At 40.9% G+C, this 21,337-nt stretch carries 20 protein-coding genes and 1 riboswitch; of the genes, 9 read left to right on the forward strand and 11 right to left on the reverse strand.

Features of this window, described 5'->3' with window-relative positions; translation table 11 throughout:
* The first annotated feature begins 79 nt into the window (after positions 1–79).
* The gene (locus AAHJ11_RS16840) at positions 80–1,000 is read left to right on the forward strand and encodes a hypothetical protein (RefSeq protein WP_148365036.1); all 921 of its coding nucleotides are present in this window, start codon (positions 80–82) and stop codon (positions 998–1,000) included.
* A 110-nt stretch (positions 1,001–1,110) separates the two neighbouring features.
* Here the strand turns inward: AAHJ11_RS16840 and AAHJ11_RS16845 are convergent, their stop codons facing one another.
* A complete protein-coding gene (locus AAHJ11_RS16845; protein WP_004306892.1) occupies positions 1,111–2,391 on the reverse strand; it encodes an O-acetylhomoserine aminocarboxypropyltransferase/cysteine synthase family protein in 1,281 nt (426 codons plus the stop codon).
* Between the two features lie 129 nt (positions 2,392–2,520).
* Between AAHJ11_RS16845 and AAHJ11_RS16850 the strand changes: the two genes are divergently transcribed.
* Entirely contained in the window at positions 2,521–3,561 is a 1,041-nt protein-coding gene (locus tag AAHJ11_RS16850; protein WP_195650054.1) for an N-acetylmuramoyl-L-alanine amidase family protein, read from the forward strand.
* 609 nt (positions 3,562–4,170) lie between these two features.
* Here the strand turns inward: AAHJ11_RS16850 and AAHJ11_RS16855 are convergent.
* From AAHJ11_RS16855 to accC, 3 genes are read right to left on the reverse strand one after another with little or no spacing between them, the layout of a single operon-like run.
* A complete protein-coding gene (locus AAHJ11_RS16855; RefSeq protein WP_413579871.1) occupies positions 4,171–5,706 on the reverse strand; it encodes an acyl-CoA carboxylase subunit beta in 1,536 nt (511 codons plus the stop codon).
* A 19-nt stretch (positions 5,707–5,725) separates the two neighbouring features.
* Positions 5,726–6,235: an acetyl-CoA carboxylase biotin carboxyl carrier protein subunit gene (locus AAHJ11_RS16860; protein WP_008650400.1), complete on the reverse strand. Its 510-nt coding sequence runs from the start codon at positions 6,233–6,235 to the stop codon at positions 5,726–5,728.
* Between the two features lie 22 nt (positions 6,236–6,257).
* Positions 6,258–7,772 (reverse strand): acetyl-CoA carboxylase biotin carboxylase subunit, encoded by a 1,515-nt coding sequence (gene accC, locus AAHJ11_RS16865; RefSeq protein WP_413579873.1) that lies wholly within the window; start codon positions 7,770–7,772, stop codon positions 6,258–6,260.
* 131 nt (positions 7,773–7,903) lie between these two features.
* Positions 7,904–8,108, reverse strand: a riboswitch (cobalamin riboswitch).
* A 169-nt stretch (positions 8,109–8,277) separates the two neighbouring features.
* On the opposite strand from accC, the gene AAHJ11_RS16870 reads away from it, so the two are divergent.
* The 3 genes from AAHJ11_RS16870 (at position 8,278) to AAHJ11_RS16880 (ending at position 9,490) form a co-directional block, all read left to right on the forward strand.
* Positions 8,278–8,601, forward strand: a complete 324-nt coding sequence (locus AAHJ11_RS16870) for a thioredoxin family protein (protein ID WP_148365030.1) — start codon at positions 8,278–8,280, stop codon at positions 8,599–8,601.
* A 249-nt stretch (positions 8,602–8,850) separates the two neighbouring features.
* Positions 8,851–9,168 carry a type II toxin-antitoxin system RelE/ParE family toxin gene (locus AAHJ11_RS16875; RefSeq protein WP_007766544.1) on the forward strand — a complete coding sequence of 106 codons (318 nt, stop codon included), beginning with the start codon at positions 8,851–8,853 and terminating at the stop codon, positions 9,166–9,168.
* 7 nt (positions 9,169–9,175) lie between these two features.
* Positions 9,176–9,490: a HigA family addiction module antitoxin gene (locus tag AAHJ11_RS16880; protein ID WP_148365029.1), complete on the forward strand. Its 315-nt coding sequence runs from the start codon at positions 9,176–9,178 to the stop codon at positions 9,488–9,490.
* 1 nt (position 9,491) lies between these two features.
* Here AAHJ11_RS16880 and pncB read toward each other — a convergent pair whose 3' ends face one another.
* The 5 genes from pncB to AAHJ11_RS16905 all read right to left on the reverse strand — a co-directional run bounded on the left by pncB (position 9,492) and on the right by AAHJ11_RS16905 (position 14,357).
* Positions 9,492–10,658 carry a nicotinate phosphoribosyltransferase gene (gene pncB, locus AAHJ11_RS16885; RefSeq protein WP_195650056.1) on the reverse strand — a complete coding sequence of 389 codons (1,167 nt, stop codon included), beginning with the start codon at positions 10,656–10,658 and terminating at the stop codon, positions 9,492–9,494.
* A 228-nt stretch (positions 10,659–10,886) separates the two neighbouring features.
* Positions 10,887–11,492: a TetR/AcrR family transcriptional regulator gene (locus AAHJ11_RS16890; RefSeq protein ID WP_148365027.1), complete on the reverse strand. Its 606-nt coding sequence runs from the start codon at positions 11,490–11,492 to the stop codon at positions 10,887–10,889.
* 136 nt (positions 11,493–11,628) lie between these two features.
* Complete coding sequence (locus AAHJ11_RS16895; RefSeq protein WP_148365026.1) at positions 11,629–12,408, reverse strand: SDR family NAD(P)-dependent oxidoreductase; 780 nt, start codon at positions 12,406–12,408, stop codon at positions 11,629–11,631.
* A gap of 372 nt (positions 12,409–12,780) precedes the next feature.
* On the reverse strand, positions 12,781–13,719 hold the full coding sequence (locus AAHJ11_RS16900; protein WP_074559087.1) for a DUF1848 domain-containing protein: 939 nt from the start codon (positions 13,717–13,719) through the stop codon (positions 12,781–12,783).
* 311 nt (positions 13,720–14,030) lie between these two features.
* Complete coding sequence (locus tag AAHJ11_RS16905) at positions 14,031–14,357, reverse strand: cupin domain-containing protein (RefSeq protein WP_195650060.1); 327 nt, start codon at positions 14,355–14,357, stop codon at positions 14,031–14,033.
* 122 nt (positions 14,358–14,479) lie between these two features.
* Between AAHJ11_RS16905 and AAHJ11_RS16910 the strand changes: the two genes are divergently transcribed.
* From AAHJ11_RS16910 to AAHJ11_RS16920, 3 genes are all read left to right on the forward strand, one after another.
* Positions 14,480–15,349, forward strand: a complete 870-nt coding sequence (locus AAHJ11_RS16910) for a DUF6845 domain-containing protein (RefSeq protein WP_148365024.1) — start codon at positions 14,480–14,482, stop codon at positions 15,347–15,349.
* Positions 15,350–15,503: 154 nt separating this feature from the next.
* Positions 15,504–16,307 carry an AraC family transcriptional regulator gene (locus tag AAHJ11_RS16915; protein WP_413579881.1) on the forward strand — a complete coding sequence of 268 codons (804 nt, stop codon included), beginning with the start codon at positions 15,504–15,506 and terminating at the stop codon, positions 16,305–16,307.
* A gap of 94 nt (positions 16,308–16,401) precedes the next feature.
* Positions 16,402–16,773 (forward strand): VOC family protein, encoded by a 372-nt coding sequence (locus tag AAHJ11_RS16920; RefSeq protein WP_004296844.1) that lies wholly within the window; start codon positions 16,402–16,404, stop codon positions 16,771–16,773.
* Positions 16,774–16,837: 64 nt separating this feature from the next.
* Here AAHJ11_RS16920 and AAHJ11_RS16925 read toward each other — a convergent pair whose 3' ends face one another.
* Complete coding sequence (locus tag AAHJ11_RS16925; RefSeq protein ID WP_148365022.1) at positions 16,838–17,695, reverse strand: AraC family transcriptional regulator; 858 nt, start codon at positions 17,693–17,695, stop codon at positions 16,838–16,840.
* Positions 17,696–18,006: 311 nt separating this feature from the next.
* Between AAHJ11_RS16925 and AAHJ11_RS16930 the strand changes: the two genes are divergently transcribed.
* On the forward strand, positions 18,007–18,231 hold the full coding sequence (locus AAHJ11_RS16930; RefSeq protein ID WP_004296847.1) for a winged helix-turn-helix domain-containing protein: 225 nt from the start codon (positions 18,007–18,009) through the stop codon (positions 18,229–18,231).
* A gap of 261 nt (positions 18,232–18,492) precedes the next feature.
* Here AAHJ11_RS16930 and AAHJ11_RS16935 read toward each other — a convergent pair whose 3' ends face one another.
* Positions 18,493–19,602, reverse strand: a complete 1,110-nt coding sequence (locus AAHJ11_RS16935; protein ID WP_195650062.1) for an AAA family ATPase — start codon at positions 19,600–19,602, stop codon at positions 18,493–18,495.
* Positions 19,603–21,337 lie beyond the last annotated feature (1,735 nt).

Below are 21,337 nucleotides of genomic sequence, written 5' to 3' on the forward strand. Positions count from 1 at the left end.
ATACAGATAGCTGTGTTTTTTCCATACAAAGATAGTCTTTTTTTTACAAATACTTTATATCTTTGCAAAACAATGGCATATGCCGCGATTTAACCATACCACTGAAAATATGAAAACAAAAACTTTATTAGGCTTCTTTCTTCTTTCTCTCATGGCTTTTTGTATATCAGCCTGTCAAGATGATGCAGAGATTATTTTATTTAGCGGTTCCGAATTAATCGACGAAACGGGAACCTGTACGAACACGATTTCTTCTACAGTCCTGTATCTTAATGGATGGGAAGCGGAGAATATCGGGATAGCTAATGGAAAAGGTGGTTACTCGGCACAAAGCTCCGATGAGACGATTGTGACGGCAACGGTCAACGATAACAGGTTATGGCTTAGCTCACACGGCAAAAAGGGGAAAGTGACGGTTACCGTTAGTGATAAAGACGGCAATTATGTCACGCTGCCTGTTACTGTTTCTTATGGTGTACTGACTTTTACATGTCTCGACCAACCTGAATTCCAAGTCTCCAGACCCAATGAAGGTATGTTGTTATTTGACGCAGAAGACGATTTGCAGGAGAAGGTGAATGCGGCAATGGTCTTTTATTCTTTTATTAATAAAGGAGATATCTGTGTGTTACGACCGGATGATGTGTATCGTTTGTCTGAAGAAGGAGAAGGAGGGAAATTCACCTATAAAACAAAGGATGAACAGGTGCTTGTTGAAGGGACATATCGGATAGAATGGGCTTCGCTGGCCGGAAAAAAGAAAAAAGCTTTTGTCTTTACATATACAGGTGAAAATGATGTAGAGAAACAACACACCTTCTTTAATTTTAGTCCGTATTTAGGAACTCAAAGTCTTACAAGAGAAAGAGGTCCGATTACTACGGCATGGTTGGAAGATGTATCTGATTCGCCTTATCTCGAAGGTATTTTACCTGCGGATAGAACAGTTGTATACTGGGTGGATACAATGATCTCCAGTTTATCTGCGGAGGAAGTGTAATCCGTATCTCCTAATGATGAGGGTACAAGATTTTCTTTGTGTAAAATAAAAAGGCACAGGAACTTTTCATTCCCGTGCCTTCTTTTATGGGCTATACCTTTACAGCATCCTTATGCGTTCAATGCTTGTTCGATATCAGCAATAATATCATCTGCATTTTCGATACCTACCGATAGACGGATCAGGTCTGGGCGTACACCTGCTTCCATCAGTTGTTCATCCGTCAACTGACGGTGAGTATGGCTTGCCGGATGGAGCACGCAACTACGTGCATCCGCCACATGAGTAACGATCGCAATGAATTCCAGTGAATCCATAAACTTGATAGATACGTCACGTCCGCCTTTCAGTCCGAAGGAGATGACTCCGCAGGAACCGTTCGGCATATATTTCTGTGCAAGGCTGTAATATTTATTGTCCGGCAGTCCGCAATAGTTTACCCAGGCAACTTTCTCATTTTTAGAAAGATATTCAGCTACTTTCTGCGCATTACGGCAGTGTTGAGGCATACGCAGGTGCAACGTTTCAAGTCCCAGATTCAATAAGAAAGAATTTTGCGGGCTTTGGATGCTGCCGAGGTCACGCATCAGTTGGGCAGTTGCTTTGGTGATATAAGCACCTTTGCCGAATGCTTTAGTATAAGTCAGTCCGTGGTATGACTCGTCCGGAGTACAAAGTCCCGGGAATTTTTCAGCATGAGCATCCCAGTCAAAATTACCGCTGTCTACGATACAGCCACCTACGCTTGTAGCGTGTCCGTCCATGTATTTGGTAGTAGAATGAACCACGATGTCAGCTCCCCATTCAAATGGGCGGCAGTTGATCGGAGTCGGGAAAGTATTGTCAACAATCAATGGAACCCCGTGACTGTGTGCGATACGTGCGAACTTTTCAATATCCAGTACTTCAAGAGAAGGGTTGGAAATCGTTTCACCGAATAAAGCTTTTGTATTCGGTTTGAAAGCTGCAGAAATTTCTTCTTCGCTGGCATCCGGATTAACGAAAGTCACATCGATGCCTAGCTTCTTCATGGTCACGCCAAACAGGTTGAACGTACCTCCGTAAATAGCGGAGGAGCAAACAAAGTGATCTCCTGCCTGACAGATATTAAAAATGGCATAGAAGTTGGCGGCCTGACCGCTGGAAGTCAGCATAGCGGCTACACCACCTTCAAGAGCGGCTATTTTGGCGGCAACAGCATCATTCGTTGGATTTTGCAGACGGGTATAAAAGTAGCCACTGTCTTCCAGGTCGAACAGGCGGGCCATCTGCTCGCTGGTATCGTATTTGAAAGTTGTACTTTGATAGATGGGCAATACGCGTGGTTCGCCTTTTTTAGGCGTCCATCCTGCCTGTACACACAGGGTTTCCGGTTTGAATTGTTTTGCCATAATGTTATCGGGTTTTAATGTTTTATTTCAAAAAATGTTTTAATGCTGCAAAAGTAGGGAAAATAATTGTATTTTTGCCCTGTTTATGAGTGAAATGATACTCTTGCGAAGGAGATAGTTAATGTAGTTATGAAAAATAAACTCTATATTCTTTTATTCTTAGCTTTTCTTTTTTCGGGCACAACTCTTTGGGCACAGCAGAAGGCAACTCCGAAGGCAGGTGAAGGCATCTCTTCTTTTCTGTTGAGGCACAACCGCTCTCCGAAGAAGTATTACGACGACTTTATTGAGCTCAATAAACAGAAACTGGGAAAGAACAATGTGCTTAAAGTGGGCGTAACGTATGTTATTCCTCCCATCAAGAAATCAGCTTCCGAAAGTTCCGGAACAAAGCAACAATCTCCGAAAGCTAAATCAACAAAAATAGGAACCACCCTCAATGAGCCTCTGTTTGGAAAGCAACTGGCTGATGTGAAAGTCACTTCCAACCGTCTTGCCGGTGCTTGCTTCTATGTGGTCAGCGGACATGGAGGTCCTGATCCGGGTGCTATCGGAAAAGTTGGTAAATACGAATTGCACGAAGATGAATACGCTTATGATATTGCCCTCCGTCTGGCACGTAACCTGATGCAGGAAGGAGCCGAAGTCCGTATCATCATTCAAGATGCTAAAGATGGTATCCGTGATGATTCGTACCTGTCAAACAGTAAACGGGAGACTTGTATGGGCGATCCAATTCCTTTGAATCAGGTGCAACGCTTACAGCAACGCTGCGATAAAATAAACGCCCTTTACCGGAAAGACCGTAAGAACTATTCTTATTGCAGGGCAATTTTTATTCATATCGATAGCCGTAGTAAGGGAAAACAAACGGATGTCTTTTTCTATTATTCGAATAAAAAGGGAGAAAGCAAACGATTGGCGAATAATATGAAAAATACGTTTGAGTCAAAGTACGATAAGCATCAACCCAACCGGGGCTTTTCCGGCACAGTAAGCGGGCGTAACTTATACGTGCTTTCCCATACCACTCCCGCTTCCGTCTTTGTGGAGTTGGGTAATATCCAGAATACGTTCGATCAGCGTCGGCTGGTGATGAATTCCAATCGTCAGGCACTCGCCAAATGGCTGATGGAAGGCTTCCTGAAAGACTATAAGGAGAAGAAATGAAATTTTGCTTCTCCTTTCGTGAACAAAATAAAAATCTGAATGTTTTATATATGCAAATCGCCTGATGGCTACTTGTAGGTATGCGAATATATGTAAGTTAGTAATATGCCTCCCCGGCATGACAGGAAGATTGCATAGTAGTTTTGTCGTGTTTTATTTTGTGTTTGTGTTGTGACGGTGCTGCGATGTGAATCGGGGTGCCGTTTTTTTCGTTTCTCTTGAATTCGTTAAAGAGTGCGTTATTTCATTTTCTTATCATATTATTGAATAAAATCTTATCAATCCTGTGAACAAAATCCGGAAATGTATGTTATTTATTGTGCAAATCGCCTGATAAAGCTTCTTATGCGTATGCGAATATAGATAAGTCAAGCAAGATATGCCTCCCCGGCATGACAGGAAGATTGCATAGTAGTTTTGTCGTGTTTTATTTTGTGTTTGTGTTGTGACGGTGCTGCGATGTGAATCGAGGTGCCGTTTTTTTTGTTACATATAAAAGAAACGGCAGGCTTACAAATAAGAAACGAGCTTACAAATCTTCTAAAGCATATCATAGAATCTCTGCAAGCTCGTTTTATGAGTGGTGCTTTTGCGCACCTTATCTAGTTGTTATAAAGGCATATTACCATGCTTCTTGGGCGGGTTTGTCTGCATCTTGTTTTCCGTCATTTCCAGTGCCTGAATCAGACGTTTGCGAGTCTGTCTCGGATAAATGATTTCGTCAATATATCCCAGTTCGGCAGCCTGATACGGAGTAGCAAACTTTTCTTTGTAAGCTTCCAGTTCCTTGGTCTTTGTTGCTTCGTCAGCTTTGCGGAACAGGATATTGATGGCGCCGTCCGCACCCATTACTGCAATTTCTGCACTTGGGTAAGCGAAGTTCACGTCAGCTCCGGTCTGCTTGGAGTTCATTACGATATAAGCACCACCGTAAGCTTTGCGGGTAATCACTGTCAGTTTGGGAACAGTAGCTTCTGCAAACGCATAAACTATTTTTGCACCGTGACGGATGATACCATTGTTTTCCTGTGTATATCCCGGAAGGAATCCCGGAACATCTTCAAAGGTAATCAATGGGATATTGAAACAATCGCAGAAACGGATAAAACGGCTTGCTTTGTCACTGGCATCAATATCGAGAACACCGGCAAGATAAGCCGGCTGGTTCGCTACGATACCTACCGAACGACCTGCCATACGGGCAAAGCCGATAATGATATTCTTTGCAAAGTTCGGCATCACTTCGAAGAAATAACCATTGTCTATAACGCGTTCGATAATGTCTTTCATGTCATACGGTACGTTCGGATCTACCGGAACGATCGTATCCAGAGAAGCATCTTCGCGGTTTGTTTCGTCGGTGCAAGGCTGTTTCTTGGCTTCATCCATATTATTCTGCGGTAAGAAAGAAAGCAGTTCACGGATGCTCATCAGCAATTCTTCTTCGGAATTGCACATAAAATGAGTCACACCACTCTTGCTGCTATGTGTCATTGCGCCACCCAGCTCTTCTTTACTTACTTCCTCATGAATCACCGCTTTTACTACATCCGGACCAGTCACAAACATATGACTCTTATCTTTCACCATAAAGATGAAATCGGTCAGGGCAGGAGAGTAGCAGGCACCTCCGGCGCAAGGACCGAGGATGGCTGAAATCTGTGGAATCACACCGCTGGCCATTGTATTCTGATAAAAAATATCAGCATAACCGGAAAGGCTCTCGATTCCCTCCTGAATACGTGCACCGCCCGAATCATTCAAAGCGATAATCGGGGCACCGTTCTTCAATGCAAGTTGTTGTACTTTCACAATCTTTTTAGCATTGGAAGCTGACAGTGAGCCGCCATATACCGTAAAGTCATAAGCGTAAACAAACACCTGGCGACCGTCTACCTTTCCGTAACCGGACAAGATACCATCTCCCGGAATTTTGTTCTTATCCATACCGTAGTTCGTACAACGGTGAACCATCAACTTATCCAGTTCAACGAAAGTACCCTTGTCGAGTAACATCTCGATACGTTCGCGGGCAGTCATTTTACCGCTTTCGTGTTGCTTCTCTATTTTATCAACGCCTCCGCCAAGAGAAGCGATGCGGTCACGTTCCTCGAACGTGGCGTATGCTTTATTTATTTCTTCCATAATGCAATCCGTTCTTATATTATGCAATCGGTTCTAATGTTATTAATGTCTGTTCGCCGGTTATGCTATCACCTTCTTGAACCAGAATTTCTTTAATGCGGCAATCCGAAGTCACTTTGTAGTTGCTCTGCATCTTCATTGCTTCGATAACGATGGCAGTATCTCCCGCTTTCATTTCCTGACCGGCTACAACAGGTATTTTCACTACCTTGCCCGGCATCGGAGAAATGATGCAGTCGTTCTGTTCCTCTTCCCCTTTCTTGCGCATCCGCAGATATTTCGCCTGGCTGTCCACAATTTCTACATTGAAACTGCTATAATGCGTATTCACTTTATAGCTTTTCCCGTTATCACGGCGAATCAGTTGTGCGTTCGAACTGCGTCCGTCCATCAAGATGTTGCAAGTGCCGTTTTCCGCCATCACTACATCTGCTTCAAACGGTTTTCCGTCAATGGTGAGTACTACCTTGTTGTCTTCTTTGCTGACCAACTCTACTTCGGCCACACGGTTTCCTATATGAATTTCCATAATTGAATTCTCTTTGTTAAAATTAGATTCTCAACACTCCTTTGTGCAGTCCGAACTCTTTCCATTTGCTGATGGGACGATTGTCGGTAGCCATGCCGCTGTTGTTCTCTTCGAGGTTCATCAGGTAGTCCATATAAGCGGCAATCAGGGCAATATTTTCGGAATGTTCGCTGGTGTGCGTGATGCGTTGTTGCAGATATTCACCGTTCTTGGCGATGAATCCTGTGTCATAGTGACCTTCCACGAAATCGGGAGTGTCCATGATGGCACGCAGATAGCTGATGTTGTTTTTCACACCGGTCAACTTATATTCGTGGAGCACACGGCGCATCCGCTCGATAGCGTATTCGCGGTTGGTAGCCCACACAATCAGTTTACCGATCATCGGGTCGTAGTAGATCGGAATTTCATATCCCTCGTACACATAACTGTCGATACGTACCCCGATACTGTTCGGCTCTGTAATCTGTTTGATGATACCGGGGCTCGGCATAAAATTCATTTCTGTATCTTCGGCACAAATACGGCATTCAATGGCATGTCCGCGTTGCTGGATATTTTCCTGCTTGAGTTGAAGCACTTGTCCGTCGGCAACTTTAATCTGCTCTTTCACCAAATCTACCCCAATCACTTCTTCCGTAATCGGATGCTCCACCTGTAAACGGGTGTTCATCTCAAGGAAATAATAGTTGCGGTGTTTGTCAACAAGAAATTCGATAGTACCCGCACCGATGTAGTTCACCGCTTTAGCTGCAGCTACCGCCTTTTCACCCATATCTTTCCGCAGTTCGGGAGTGACGAAAACCGAAGGAGTCTCCTCTACGATTTTCTGGTTACGGCGTTGCACGGAACATTCGCGTTCGCACAGGTGAATGACGTTTCCATGCTTGTCACCAAGAATCTGGAACTCGATGTGATGAGGCTCTTCAACGAACTTCTCCAGATAAACCGTGTCGTCGCCAAAGGAAGACAACGATTCGCTCTTGGCAGTGGTATAAGCTTCTTCCACTTCTTCGGCACTGTGGATGAGGCGCATACCCTTTCCACCGCCGCCCATAGAAGCTTTCAGCATCACCGGATATCCGATCTTATTGCAAAGCTCTACGGCTTCTTCCACACTTTTCAAATTGTCTTGTGTGCCGGGAACAACGGGTACTCCCGCCTCGATCATTTTGATACGGGCAGCAATTTTATCCCCCATGGCTTCCATTGTTTCCGGATTAGGTCCGATAAAGATGATTCCTTCTTCCTGACATCGACGGGCGAAGGTAGCATTCTCGGACAAGAAGCCGTAACCCGGATGGATGGCGTCCGCATGAGCTGCTTTCGCCACTTCGATGATTTTTTCTATATTCAGATAACTCTCTTTGGATGCTGCCGGCCCTACGCAATAAGCTTCGTCTGCGTAAAGCACGTGCTTCGCGGTCCGGTCTGCTTCGGAAAAGATAGCGATACTCGTTATCTCCATCTCCCGGCAGGAGCGCATCACCCTTACGGCAATTTCACCGCGATTGGCTACTAAGATTTTTTTTATCATACTTTTCTCAATTAAGTACATACTTATTAATGTCTTCCCGTCTAATGGACATACTCCACCCGACGAAAAACAGTATTTTTTTGATTTGGGGCTTAACAAGTGATACTCTTTCTCCTAACCCACGAGGAGGGGAGCGTCTTACACAAAATGGCAGGTCTTCTGACTGACTCTTGTCTTATTTGCCTTCCCGATTAACATCAGTGGCGTTAAATTAGTTCAATTATAAGACATTGAACAGAGCTTCACAGCAGCGGGACTGTCCGGGATTTGCACCCGATTCCCTATTAATCGTCGTCCGTTGGATACGGATTCTGAACCATTTCGGGGGGCAAAGATAAATAAATATTGAATAGGATGTTTCTTTTTTGCACGAAAGTTGCAATTTTGTGCAATGCTTATCTTTAAAACGGATTCTTTAATTAGTGTGTAACCTTGCTATTTTTCTAAACTATATTTCTCCTGATATTGTTAGGGTGATAGTAATTAATTAAAAGGAGATATTCATATGAAAGAAAAGAAAATAGCTCGTGAAGAAAGAAATCAGGAGAAACTGGCTAACGGTGATTGGGTAATGGCAGAGTTTTATGCAACGTGGTGTCCTCATTGCCAACGTATGAAACCGGTTGTTGACGAATTTAAGAAACTGATGGAAGGAACATTGGAAGTGGTATTAGTAGACATCGATCAGGAACCTGCCCTTACAGATTTCTATACAGTTGAGTCGACTCCTACCTTTATTCTTTTTAGAAAAGGAGAACAGCTCTGGAGACAATCCGGTGAATTACCTCTGGAAAGACTGGAAAGAGCAGTGAAAGGATTCAAATCCTAAAAGGTTTTGGGCTGATTGCTATAGCTTTTATTACTATAGTCACAGATAGTATAGAATAAGAACATACCTGCAGCGTTTTTTTATTAATACTGCTATGAATAGAGTTGTGTTGATTAAGGTGATAGCAAGTTTTATCTACTAGCTTTCGGACTTTGGCCAAGTTTGATAGAATTGCTATCATTATATCCACTTTTTTAGTGTATTCTGAAAAAAAACTGCTATCTTTGTACTGTCGTAATAAGTAGAGAAATGGTTATTGAGTTTGAAAAGGAATATCTTTCAGAGCTTTATTATGAAGGTAAATGTAGCGATAAGAAGCATCGTTTTCAACCTCAAGTAATAAGGAATTATGTGAAGCGAATTGTCATTTTGGCTGAAGCGTTGAATGTAGAAGCACTTTATCCTTTGAATTCGTTGAATTATGAAGTCTTGACGGGAGTTAAAAAAGGTATTTCATCTATTCGGATCGATAAACAATATCGACTGGAATTTAAAATATCGACTACGGATTCCGAACCCATCATAACTATTTGTTCTATAATCGACATAACGAATCATTATAAATAAGAATAGTATGTCTAATTTAGGGTATTCTTTTGTTTCAGTACATCCGGGAGAGATTATAAAAGAAGAATTACAATCTCGTGGAATATCGCAGAAACGATTTGCAGAGGTGGTAGGAGTGTCGTATACGATGCTGAATGATATATTGAATGGGCGTCGTCCTGTATCTACTGATTTTGCTTTGTTGATTGAAGCTGCTACCAATATAAATGCGGAGCTGTTGGTGAATATGCAGACAAGATATAATATGCAAATTGCCCGAAAGGATAAGAATGTTATGGCGCATTTGGAGAACTTACGGAAAATATGTGCAACATTGTTATAATTTAGTTGAGTCGTAACTCATACAGGCAAGCCTGTACCTCTTCAAGGCTGCCGGTATGTTTTCCTTCATCATCAGATAGTTTGATACATTCTCTCCATTCCTGATTGACATTCATCTTACATTGTGTCAGTTTCATCACGATGTTCGAAGGCTCGAATCCGGTATCATTGGTAAGGTTGGTACCGATTCCGAAAGAGCAGCGTATTTTGTTCTGGCAGTATTCCTGAATATCCAATGCCTTGGTAAAGTCGAGGGCATTGCTGAAAACGATGGTTTTGGTTGTCGCATCAATTCCCAACTCTTTGTAACGGGCAACCAGTTTGTCGATAAACTCAAACTCATTACCGGAATCGCAACGCACTCCGTCAAAAAGTTTGGCCTGTTTGCGGCTAAGGTTACTAAGGAAGATACCGGAAGTATATGTATCGGAAAGTGCGATGCCCAAATCCCCGTCATAAACATTCACCCAGTTTTCGAGTGCCATATAGTTGGCATGTTTATATCCGAACTGCGCTCCATGAAACATAAACCATTCATGTGGATGAGTCCCCATCATTTTCATTCCATATTTCATTGCAAAGTTACAGTTGGAAGTTCCGGTGCAATAATGTGCCGTCTCGTTCAGCTTCTTGATAACCGTTTCCTGCACATCAATGGAGAATCTTCTCCGTGTGCCGAATTCGGAAAAGCGGAGCTGATGTTGATTCGACAATTCTATTTTCTCCGACAGCTTGCAAAGAATCTCGTTCATGTCTGCTACATTGCCAAAGAAACGGTTTTTGATTTCGGAGACAATCGCGAGCAAAGGCACTTCATATAACGTCACTTTATAGAGCAAGTCAGTCACCTCCATGTGAAGATGACAGGCTTCATCCAGATGAATATCAATCTTATTAGGGTCGAAACGAAAAGAAGATAACCACTCCCAGTAGACCCTCGGAAGGAATCTGCAGTTTTTCGTCATATATTCCAGTTCCTTTTCCGTAAACCTCAACTGACTAAGATTCTTAATCTCTGTCTTGAGTGCTTTCAGGAAATCTTCGGTATATTGGGTTTCATTCCGGTCGTTGAAACTAAACGTGCCCATTGCATAGGGAAACAGTTTGATATAAGCATACGATGTGGTAAACTTATAAAGATCGGTATCTAGTAATGTCTTAACAATCATTTCGTTCGCTCTTTATATTTTATAACGTCGTAAAGTTAGTATTTGTTGAATGATATAACGACTTAATCATTAATAATTATGCCTTTTTTTATTCGAGGGGAATAAAGCCCTTTTTCAATATATATTTTAAGATCGTTACTGTCGTATTCTACTAAATCCCGGTCGCATCCACTATTTATCAATAGAGAAAGAACCCATATTCCCATTATTGTCATTTTATTCATTTGATTAGAGTTGTTTTTGTAACCAGAGGTCTACTAATAGATTGATGCCTTCTTCCAATTCCTCCCAGCCACTTTCCTGCTGAATTTTGAGGCCGTTGTAGACCGGGCAGTTTTCTTCGAGCAATGCCAGATAACTGATGGCTGCGGTGATGATGGAAGCCATAGCGGCAATCTCTTTTTTCGGATGTTTTGAAAGTTTGCTGACTGCCTCTACCAGCCAGATACCTTTCTCTTCCCGTTTGTTGCGCAACTCTTTCACAAACTTATTGTCCGTTGTCAGTTCCCAGCGATACAGGCGTTTCAATGTATAATTCTCCCGTAACCACATGATTTGTCTTTTGAATATCTGCTTGATAAATGCGGCTAAATGAGTCTGATCCGGTAACTTTTCATCGAAATTAATCCAATAGTCGTTCTGCTGGATGTAGGCTGCTATCAGTCCATCCAGCGAATTGAAATAACGGTAGATAAGCATTTTTGAAACTTTGGCCTTGGCTGCTACCGCATTGATCCCCAACCCTTCGAAACCGCTTTCTTCGATGATATCGTTGACGGCTTTAATCAGGGTCATTTCCGTAGCCTGTCTGTTTTTAGTAATCTCTTTTTCCATACTTTGATACTTTTGTTACTGACTGGTCACAAAGATATGTTTCCTATCGGTAACATCAAGGAAAAAGAGATTATTTTTGTAATGGTTGCCGGTTAATAACGTATCATCTTTACCGATAATACGTTATCCGGTCGTTTTATGATAACGCTACTGTCGGATTATGAACGGTCAGTCCGCCATCCACCACAATTGTTTGTCCGGTGATGTATCTGGCATCGTTCGAAGCCAGAAAAGCGATGGTAGCTGCAACATCCTCCGGTTCTCCCAGATAAGGAGTGGCACATTGACCGAGGAAGATATTACGTACATCCTCATTCAGGTTGTCCAATGCAGCGGGAGTAAGTACCAGTCCCGGAGCTACGGCGTTGCAACGGATGTTTTTCTTTCCCATTTGAGTAGCGATATATTTCGTCAGGTTGATGACACCCGCTTTGCTGGCGCCGTATAAAGTGCCGTTGGCATCAGCCGTAAGTCCGCTTATGGAAGCTACGTTGACAATGTTTCCGCCGCCATTGGCAGTCATGATAGGAATGACCTGTTGGGAAAGGTACATCGTGCAGCAGAGATTCAGATGGAATGCTTCATCAAAGTAGTTGATGTCCAGCTTTTCGATGCTAAGGTCACGTTTGGGATCAGTTCCTCCTACATTATTAATCAGTACATCTATTCTTTGATATTCATTCATGGAAAAATCAATCAACTCTTTGCAACTCTGGAGTTCGGTGGCGGAGAAATAGACATGGCGCACGTCAGCCCCTGCGTGCATGAGTTCGTTGGCAAGCTGTTCCGCTCTTTTCTCGGAATGGTCAGCGATGACTACTTTGCCTCCTTCGGAGACAATGCGGCGTGTGGTTGCTTCGCCTATGCCACTGGCAGCACCGGTGATGACAACTACTTTATTTTCGAATCTGTTCATATAATGGGAATTTGATGGTTACCTTCTATTAGAAACAGCTGGCAGAGGAATTTGTTAGCCCGCATAAACTCTCTTTAATAAGATAAGGTATTCGATTCGAAAACTTTTGCATCTCTTCCAGTTTTACGCCTTGATTCTTTAAGAAAACTGTTAAATGTTAATGGCCGGCCACTCATTTGTTAATGCGGTTCTGATTCTATTAAACCATGTTATAAGTTACGTTGCTTTGACCTCAAAATTTGGAGATAACCGAAAAGTCCGTATCTTTGTACTGTGTTTTTCATAGTATTAGATTTAAGGTTAACAAAAGATTGGCTGTCTGGGATAGATAGCCTTTTTTTATGCCTGTAAGCCAACTGTAGACCGAAGAGATTAAAACAACGAATATTGGTTATCCCGCAGGCTTTTCATCTCCCGTTCCTTTACGATATCCTCTTCGGATAAATGACCGATAAGTAGCGGTGAGTTTTTATCATGTTTCCTCCTATTATATACTGCCGTGTTATAATTGCCTTTGATGGCATAACAATAAATACATCCGTTCAGACAACTTTCATAAGTTCCGATATCAATGCTTTCAATGCAGTTGCAGATGTTACGCTGGTTTTTATCCTTTTGGGCGAGGATGGAATAACCGATGATCTTTTCTATCAGATTCTTATCGATACACAGGCCGCTCGGAATACCCAAATGTCTTAAATCCACCTTCACAGTACAAGTATCCAACTGTATGTCGGGATAAGCGTCTATTGTTTTTTTAAAAGAGACAGCCATTTCTTCTATTTCCTCTTGAGTCAGCGGATAGATGTTGAATGACCGTACAGAGTTCCGGATATGCTGGTAATGATCTATGAATCCTAGCATACATTTGGCAGTGTGGTCTTTGAGTCCGTCGGCAATCCGGGCAAATGCTTCCTGATGGAAAGAAACATTGTATTCCTCGTTCGTCAGTATCGGATCGTATCTCCAGATCACCCTTTCCCTGCCGATTTTATCAGCCAGCTTTTTAAAGGTATCCATTCGTTTATCGATGGAGGGCAAATGATTTTCCAGCTTTTCTCCGTAAGGGTTAAGTGTAAATTGGAAGTAATAGTTGTAATCCTGCAATTTCTCCAGTTGGTTGAGCATAGGTGCCGGGTTCTTGGTCCAGAAAACAAAACAATCTACTACAGCAGGAGATAAAGAGATCTTGCTAATCATTTTCGGATGATATGGATTGGGCACTAATACATATCTTTCTTTAATCCGGTTAAAAAACCACTGGGAATAGAATGCCGGAATATCTGTCCGGCGGCTGGCACTGATTATCATAGTTCAAAGTTACAAAAAAAAGACGATGTTGTTTCAATGATGCCCTCTTTTTTGTATTCTTACTTACCCAAGAAGTAACTTGTGTGAATGAATATGTTAAATGTTAACGTGTGAAGTCTGAAATGTTAATACGCTTCCCAGAGTATTAAACCCTGTTATAATATGGGCTGTTTAGGCTCTAAAATTTGCTATTTACCTGAAATATGGTACCTTTGTACAGTGTTTTTTTCATAAGTATTAGATTTAAGGTTAACAAAAGATTGGTTGCTCGTGATGAGTAGCCATTTTTTGTTTTTATACACTATGGTTGTTTATTCCTTAATCATAGTCAACAGCATCTTAAATCTCTCCACTGCTGTAAGGGCATGCGGCGCATTCGCCGGAAATACGATACTTTCTCCTGCTTTTACGGTGAACAGATTTCCGTTTACAGTAATATTCGCTACCCCTTCCAATACCTGCACGAGCGCATCAAACGGAGCACGATGTTCGCTTAACCCTTCTCCTTTGTCGAAAGAAAATAAAGTGATATTTCCTGCCGGACTTTTGATTAACTGTTTGCTGATGACGCCTCCTTCAGTATATTCAATGAGGGAAGCCAAATGGAGCACAACTCCTTTTTGAAATGATTGTTCCATATTTGTTTTATTTTTAAGTTAATATCATGTATAGAACACTTATCAAATATGCATTGTTTGTCTATAACAAAAAACGATTTTTATTGTTATAGTACGAAAGTCTCAATAAACTAACCATTATTATGAAGAAGAATATCTTATTGTTTGGAGCACTGATAGGTGCTTTCTTATTGGTTTCCTGTTCGGGAGGAAACAAGAAACAGGCTGCGTCCTCCGTCACTCCGGAGGAATTGGATAATGCCAGTAAAGTGATAAACTATTATCATACATCGCTCATCGTGTTGAGGCATGTAGCTAATGCAAAAGACGTAAATGCGGTCTTGGGATATATGGAACAGACAGGAAAAGTTCCTGAAGTATCTCCGATAGCACCGCCTGAAGTATCTGCCAGAGACACTGCGGAATTGATGGATCCGGGAGATTACTTTAATATAGAAGTCCGTCAGAATCTGAAGCAGAGTTATAGAGGACTTTTTAGTGCACGGACGCAATTCTATGATAATTTTAATAAGTTTCTCTCTTACAAGCAGGCCAAAGAGACAGCCAAGGCTGGCAAGCTCTTGGATGAAAACTACCGGCTAAGTGTAGAAATGTCCGAATATAAACAAGTGATTTTTGATATTCTAAGCCCGCTCACGGAACAGGCTGAAAAAGAACTTCTTGCCGACGAACCGTTGAAAGATCAGATCATGGCTATGCGTAAGATGTCCGGCACTGTGCAAAGCATCATGAATCTTTATTCCCGCAAACATGCGCTGGACGGTATGCGTATTGACATGAAGATGGCGGAACTGAAGAAGGAACTCGAAGCTGCAAAGAAGCTTCCTGCTGTGACAGGCTATGATGAAGAACAGAAAAACTATTCTAGTTTCCTGTCTTCTGTAGAATCGTTTATGAAAGATATGCAGAAAGCAAGGGATAAAGGCGCATATTCCGACGCAGATTACAACGCGATGTCGGAAGCCTACGAATATGGACTTTCCGTTATCTAAAGAATTCTTCCTCTGTTTGGATGTGAGCTGTAATCATGCTTCTTCAAGCAGAGGATGCTTTTTTTAATTAAGTAAAGAAGTCCTTTTTTTACTATCCCCTTTTAAACAGGAGTTTTACTTTTGCATTTGGATTAAGAAATAATATCTTTGTTATATGCAATCATTTCAACTGATAAAACCCTGTTTTGCACTGGCTCCCTATATACGGTATTACTGGATATTGCAAGACGACTCAATAGCCCCTGTTTCCGAACGGACTCTGCCTATTGGCTGCATGCAACTGGTATTCCATAAAGGGAAACAACTTCTTTTGTCGGGCGAGTCGGAGCTGCAACCCCAATCCTTTATTTCCGGACAATCGGTCGGTTTCTCGGATGTGATGTCTACAGGCAGGATAGAGATGATTACTGTTGTTTTCCAACCTTATGCGGTAAAAGCATTGTTTCACATACCCAGTCATCTGTTCCGCGGACAGAATATAGACACCGGTGCGATGGAAGATGCAGAACTGTCGGACTTAGTAAAACAGGTCACGGATACTTCTGATAATGCAGTTTGTATTCGGTTGATAGAGCAGTTTTTTCTTCGTCGTTTATGCACTCTTCCCGAGTATAATCTCAAGCGCATGTCTGCTGTTTTCCATGAAATAAATCTCCGGCCGCAAATCAACATTTCTCATTTGTCGGAGACAGCCTGTTTGAGCAGCAAGCAATTCGGGCGTATCTTCACCGATTATGTCGGTACTACTCCCAAAGAATTTATTCGTATTATCCGTATGCAACGGGCGTTATTCATGCTGCAACAGGATGCTACTGTTCCTTTCGTACAAGTGGCTTATGAATGTGGCTTTTCCGATCAGTCTCACATGATAAAGGAATTCAAACTCTTTTCCGGTTATACCCCTGCGGAGTATCTTTCTGTATGTGCCCCTTATTCCGATTATTTCTCTAAACTCTGAAGATGTCTCTTTTTTCCTATCGGGCTTCCTCGTGTTACCCTACTTTTGCAATGTCTTTGCAAAGGCTTAGTAGTAACCATAAAAAAGAAACGAAATGAAAAAATTAATTGCATTTTTTGAGATTCCTGCTACCGATTTCCGTCGGGCTGTCGATTTTTACGAAACTGTGTTGGGTGTGCAACTTCCGACTTTTGAATGTGAAACAGAGAAAATGGCTTGTTTCACGGAAGAAGGTGAAACCGTCGGTGCAATATCTTATGCTTCAAACTTCGACTTTCTTCCTTCAACGCATGGCGTACTTATCCATTTCAACTGTGAGGATATTGAACAAACGTTGGAAAAAGTGCTTCTGAAAGGAGGGAAAGTGGTCATTCCCAAAACAAAGATTGAGGCAGACGATAAAGGATGGTTTGCCGTATTCACGGATAGTGAAGGAAACAGGATTGGCGTCTATGCTGAAAAATAGCAGGTAGGGAAGAGGGAACAGCCTGTCTGGAAGTGACTGCTGCTCCTTCATCCTCTTATCCGGATTATTCTACCGGAATATAGATCTCCGTCAGCAACTCTTCGGGAGGAGTGTCACATGGATTGTTCAGATAGCGCTCGGCACTGGCTTCATCACGCAGTGTACATTCCATTTCGGGCAGATACTTTCCGTAAATCGTATCGTATACAGCTTGCAGATTGTCATACGGTCCTTTGTAAAGGAAGATGGCATAACGTCCGGCTGGGATAACCTTGAATCCCACATCACTTTTGGGAGCAACTTTTACAGGCATCACCATGCATACGTCTGTACGCAGTTTCTCGGCTGGCGTCACTTTCGGATCATCGTGGTAAATGCAAAGCGGACTGAAATCTCCCATCGGCAGTTTTTGTTCTTTGATGAATTGGAATAAACGTCCCCAAGTGCCGCCGTAATCATTTAGTTTGTAGTCCCCTGTAAGGCGGATATAAATCACATTCCGTTCGGAGACATTTCTGATCTCTTTTTTTAGTTCCAGGTCTGGCCTGATAATCGCTGGTTTCATAATTACAAAGTTTTTATTGTTTCTATATTCTAAAGGTGAAATGCCATAAAATTGCTTGAACACTTTCGACAACGAAGAAGGAGATGAGTAGCCAATCCGGTAGGCGATGTCGGCAATCGGAATATCCGAGTAGCGGAGTAGGCGTGCGGCAGCTTCTGTCCGCGTCCGGACAATAAACGTACCAATCGGTTCACCGAGAAAAGCTTTCATGATCCGGTGAAAGTAAAAAGGAGAAAAGTTTGAAATTCTGGCCAGAGATTTTAAATCAATATCTTCTCCTAAATGTTGGATGATGTATTCCACTACCACATTTACGCACTTTTGATATTCTTCTTTCGTTGTTTTTTTCTGTTGCATAACTAATTTTGGTATTTCACTTCGCAAAGGTATTGGTAAAAAAGCGAAATGACTTGTCCGATATTGCGGAAATGTCAACTTTCTATTTTCTTTCTATGGTTTCCCTATACCTGTTTTGAGAATTTATTTTGATATATAATGTGCCTTCCAGTAGTGTTATGGTATGAACTATGACCGAGTTTTTAACCGTTAATTGCGAAATTGATTTTCTTGTTTTAAATAATGTCAAAAACTAAAATAAAAAATCTGGTTTTGTTGTAAACTATTGTTGAAATGACTATATTGTAACCGAATTATTAATAAAAATAGCCATGGATAAAACGATTGTAGGGAACAATGCCGGAAAGGTCTGGTATGCCCTGAAAGAAATTGGTGAAATTTCAATACCTGAATTGGCGAGAAGATTAAACCTAAGCGTAGAAAGTACAGCATTGGCCGCCGGTTGGTTGGCACGGGAGAACAAAATTTGTATCCAACGGAAAAATGGATTAATTGCTTTATCTGATGAAAGCGCTTTTCCCTTCAGCTTTGGATAATAGCAGGTTTTGTGAGTGAATATCTTAGAAGTTCCGTTAACTTATAAGTAAGAATATGTCCGTATAAGGTATCACAAGTTTAGTTTGAACTTAAGAAGTTTTATATTTAAAAGAGTTGCCCTATTATTGGGCAACTCTTTTAAATATAATAAACGTATAAAAATGTCGAATCGTGTCCGGCTGCAGATAAAATTTATATACTTATATTTCATAATAATAATTGCCTGTTTTTTCTCTGGCAATTCTATTCCGGAGAATATTTTAGAATCCTACCCGTTTTCTTCCCAAGGAGAAATCCATTCCTTCGTAATTATAGATTTCAGCCAGTGTCATGGGATGTGTTTGTTCGGGAATATCCAGACTTTCTTCCTTAATCAGTTGGTTAACCTTATCAGTGGTCAGGTCTTTAAATTCATATCGGGCAGCCAAGCGTCCCTTTCTAAGCAATGCTTCGTCGATATCTTTTAGTGGAGCATTAAAGGTGCAGATAAATTTGATACACAATTCATCGCTCAACAGTCCGTCGCTGATATTCAGTATGTTGACTAATCCGGCATTCATACGGTTGCCTCCGTTGCGGCTTGATAATAGTTCTTCGCAATCTTCTACGATGAAGATAGAGTTCTTTTGTTGGCGGATAAAAGTGATAAAGCTCGGATCCGAAAGTTTATCTACCAGATCCCCACTCATATAAATCATTCTTTTTTTACCAAGATTAATGAGATGGCGGATATAAGTAGTTTTTCCAGTACCTTGTTTCCCATGCAAAATGATTAATCCGCTTTTGTTGTCCTCTAGCAGGAAGTGTTCGATTTCGGCAGCTACGGGAACAAAATCATCGTTATAGTGACGATCAATCTGAATAGCAGGTTCATTGACTTGCGATTGTTTCAGGCTGAAGTAGTTATGAGAGTATGTTACTATAAATAGATTGTTAAGTTTCTCATTTTCCTTCTTGTGATTTTCGCAAATCTGATTGAGATGATTGATTTCCTCTTCGTCGATATTGGAATAGACAATCTTTACGCAATTATCAAAATAGCCGATCATTAAATTCTTTTTGCAGATAACGATACAGTCGTATAACTCTTTTGTACCTGTATTGTCTTCTTCTTCTTCCTCCTCTTCTTCTTTTTCATTTTCAAAATGATTGCAGTACACATGCTCGAATATATCGAACGCGTCATCTTGCTGATAAAGTTCCTTGATTTCTTTCAGAAAATCCTGGTTTACTTTATATTTCACCATTTTCATGGAAGGGAATCGTTTGAATATCTGATAGAATAGACTACAAATGCTACTGTCGCTGAACCATCCTGTGGAGTAATCAAAAATATCTGTGAAATCTGCGAGTGTGTATTCTTTACTCATTTTTTCTTTTTATATAAATCGAGTGGCAAAGGTACGAAATAAATCCATGATATGAACTGATCCGATTTATCATTTTCTCGAAAAACATAGGTGTGGATAGTTTCCTGTATTTATATCAAAGAGAAATCCAGCCTTCTGCAAATGATTTTTCATATTCATTTCTCATGTTCTCATAACACGCACAATAATCTTTTGTAAATCAATAATATAATGCTATGAGAAATAAACAGTAAGGTGGTATTTCTCATAGTATTTCCCTCATTTCTCCTTAAAAATGATGCATTTCTCATAGGTTTCCAATCATTTCTCCTCTTATTCTCATACTGCTTTTATCTGTTTAGCTCATTTCTCATGCATGATGGCCGTGGCTTTTCCCGGACTCTCTCCGGACTTATGATTATTCCTTTCCTTATGCCGTTTATTAATCAACTTCCTATTGTTTACTGCTTTTCTGTGTATCATTCTCCTTGTATCTTCATGTTTTTCCTTAATCATAACCGTTTCTTCCTGCTGCTATCTGTATCGTTGCACTCCAGTGAACAAATCGTTCCACTCTAGTGAACGGTTCTTTCCACTTTAGTGCACAGACCTGTTCACTGTAGTGCAACGATACAGATGCCGGTAGGAAAATATACTAATGTCTGCTCTATATACTTTCAACAAGCGCTGATAATATATTGTAAATAGGTGCATAGTCTGGTATTCAACTTGATCTTTAGCCTGGAATCCAGCTTGAGAATTTATAGGATAAATAGTCAAAATACTATGAGAAATGCCTTGATAAGTTATGAGAAACAGGTTGTTTTATGTACAAAATGCGTGTCATACTATGAGAAATGCCGTTTTGTATTTTATTTCTCATAGTATTATATTCTTGATTTACAAAAGATTATTGTGCATGTTATGAGAACATGAGAAATGAAAAAGAAAAATCCTTTTCAGTAAGATCGAAGATTCTACGCATCATTCTCATACAAGTATCATATTAATGAATCAAACTTAGAAACGGAACTCGCTATAAAACCACTATCTCTTATATCTATCTTTCTTTCCTCTTATATTTATGACCTGATTCTTTAATTGCCCCCTAACGCAAATTGATCCCCGGTGCACTTACGCGCCCGCGTGTGATATAATAATGTGTAGCTCTCCGGTTGTTTCCGCGCACACCCCACCCGTGATAAAAAATATGTTCTACAACATCGTTCTTCCTCAGCACTTTAGCAAATATATTCAAAAATAATTAGAAAAAATAGTTTGATATATTTGGATTGTATACCAAAAGGGGCTACTTTTGCACCCGCTTTCCAAGAGAAGAAAGCCTTGAAAAATTGACTTAGTGAAAAAGCGGAATCCCCCTTAAAGAAAAGAACAAAAAACTTCCGAAAAAGTTTGGATTATACTGAATAAAGTTCTTATCTTTGCAGTCCGATTCGCAAAGAAAACCGGCGAGTTCTTCTTTCATACATTCTTTCCCTTTCGCATAGAGAGCCAGAGAAATTGAGTAAAAAGAAAAACTGAAAAAAAACTTCCGAAAAAGTTTGGTAGTTAAAAATAAAGCCCTTACCTTTGCACCCGCTTTTAAAACGAAAGCAACAAGTTCTTTGAAATATTGATAAACAATACAAGTAGTACAAGTAAAAATAGAACCGTCAATGCTTGTCTTATGAAGTAGCGATACAATTAAGACTAACAGGTATTTGAATAAGGTCAATAAAATTACGGCGTCCTGAAC

Origin of the sequence: Bacteroides sp. 90-K9/2 (genome assembly GCF_047310725.1) — a bacterium.
GTDB classification, from domain to species: Bacteria; Bacteroidota; Bacteroidia; order Bacteroidales; family Bacteroidaceae; genus Bacteroides; species Bacteroides vicugnae.

Coding starts and splice junctions, on each gene's coding strand:
- AAHJ11_RS16840 (WP_148365036.1), top strand. CDS start 80: ATGCCGCGATTTAACCATACCACTGAAAATATGAAAACAAAAACTTTA.
- AAHJ11_RS16845 (WP_004306892.1), bottom strand. CDS start 2,391: ATGGCAAAACAATTCAAACCGGAAACCCTGTGTGTACAGGCAGGATGG.
- AAHJ11_RS16850 (WP_195650054.1), top strand. CDS start 2,521: ATGAAAAATAAACTCTATATTCTTTTATTCTTAGCTTTTCTTTTTTCG.
- AAHJ11_RS16855 (WP_413579871.1), bottom strand. CDS start 5,706: ATGGAAGAAATAAATAAAGCATACGCCACGTTCGAGGAACGTGACCGC.
- AAHJ11_RS16860 (WP_008650400.1), bottom strand. CDS start 6,235: ATGGAAATTCATATAGGAAACCGTGTGGCCGAAGTAGAGTTGGTCAGC.
- accC (WP_413579873.1), bottom strand. CDS start 7,772: ATGATAAAAAAAATCTTAGTAGCCAATCGCGGTGAAATTGCCGTAAGG.
- AAHJ11_RS16870 (WP_148365030.1), top strand. CDS start 8,278: ATGAAAGAAAAGAAAATAGCTCGTGAAGAAAGAAATCAGGAGAAACTG.
- AAHJ11_RS16875 (WP_007766544.1), top strand. CDS start 8,851: ATGGTTATTGAGTTTGAAAAGGAATATCTTTCAGAGCTTTATTATGAA.
- AAHJ11_RS16880 (WP_148365029.1), top strand. CDS start 9,176: ATGTCTAATTTAGGGTATTCTTTTGTTTCAGTACATCCGGGAGAGATT.
- pncB (WP_195650056.1), bottom strand. CDS start 10,658: ATGATTGTTAAGACATTACTAGATACCGATCTTTATAAGTTTACCACA.
- AAHJ11_RS16890 (WP_148365027.1), bottom strand. CDS start 11,492: ATGGAAAAAGAGATTACTAAAAACAGACAGGCTACGGAAATGACCCTG.
- AAHJ11_RS16895 (WP_148365026.1), bottom strand. CDS start 12,408: ATGAACAGATTCGAAAATAAAGTAGTTGTCATCACCGGTGCTGCCAGT.
- AAHJ11_RS16900 (WP_074559087.1), bottom strand. CDS start 13,719: ATGATAATCAGTGCCAGCCGCCGGACAGATATTCCGGCATTCTATTCC.
- AAHJ11_RS16905 (WP_195650060.1), bottom strand. CDS start 14,357: ATGGAACAATCATTTCAAAAAGGAGTTGTGCTCCATTTGGCTTCCCTC.
- AAHJ11_RS16910 (WP_148365024.1), top strand. CDS start 14,480: ATGAAGAAGAATATCTTATTGTTTGGAGCACTGATAGGTGCTTTCTTA.
- AAHJ11_RS16915 (WP_413579881.1), top strand. CDS start 15,504: ATGCAATCATTTCAACTGATAAAACCCTGTTTTGCACTGGCTCCCTAT.
- AAHJ11_RS16920 (WP_004296844.1), top strand. CDS start 16,402: ATGAAAAAATTAATTGCATTTTTTGAGATTCCTGCTACCGATTTCCGT.
- AAHJ11_RS16925 (WP_148365022.1), bottom strand. CDS start 17,695: ATGCAACAGAAAAAAACAACGAAAGAAGAATATCAAAAGTGCGTAAAT.
- AAHJ11_RS16930 (WP_004296847.1), top strand. CDS start 18,007: ATGGATAAAACGATTGTAGGGAACAATGCCGGAAAGGTCTGGTATGCC.
- AAHJ11_RS16935 (WP_195650062.1), bottom strand. CDS start 19,602: ATGAGTAAAGAATACACACTCGCAGATTTCACAGATATTTTTGATTAC.